Below are 596 nucleotides of genomic sequence, written 5' to 3' on the forward strand. Positions count from 1 at the left end.
TGCATACACTTGGTTATCATTATTCATACGTTCAATCGCATCTGTTAACTGAATTTCGTTACCTGCGCCTTCTTTTTGCGTTTTTAAATAATCGAAAATTTCAGGCGTTAATACATAACGTCCCATAATAGCTAGGTTTGATGGTGCCGTACCTTGTGCTGGCTTTTCAACAAACTTTTTCACTTCATACTGACGTCCGTTTTTAGTTAATGGGTCAATAATTCCATAACGATGAGTATCTGCTTCCGGAACTTCTTGGACACCTATAACTGAGTGCCCTGTTTCTTCATAAACGTCAATCAACTGTTTCACTGCTGGCACTTCAGATTCAACAATATCGTCACCTAATAATACCGCAAATGGTTCATTGCCGATAAATTGACGCGCAGAACTAATCGCATGCCCTAAACCTTTTTGTTCTTTCTGCCTTACATAAAAAATATTCGCAAGTTCCGTTGAATACTGAACTTTCTCTAGTAATTCAGATTTACCTTTTTCTTTTAACACCATTTCTAATTCTTTTTGACTATCAAAATGATCTTCAATCGCGCGTTTGTGGCGACCTGTCACTATAATAATATCTTCAATTCCAGCTC

At 37.2% G+C, this 596-nt stretch carries 1 protein-coding gene; it reads right to left on the reverse strand.

Going from position 1 to position 596, the window contains the following annotated elements:
- Positions 1-596: UTP--glucose-1-phosphate uridylyltransferase (locus A6F49_RS14480; protein ID WP_043056592.1), on the reverse strand; the 596-nt coding region annotated here is incomplete at both ends.

Source organism: Enteractinococcus helveticum, from assembly GCF_001657475.1.
Classification (GTDB): Bacteria; Actinomycetota; Actinomycetes; order Actinomycetales; family Micrococcaceae; genus Yaniella; species Yaniella helvetica.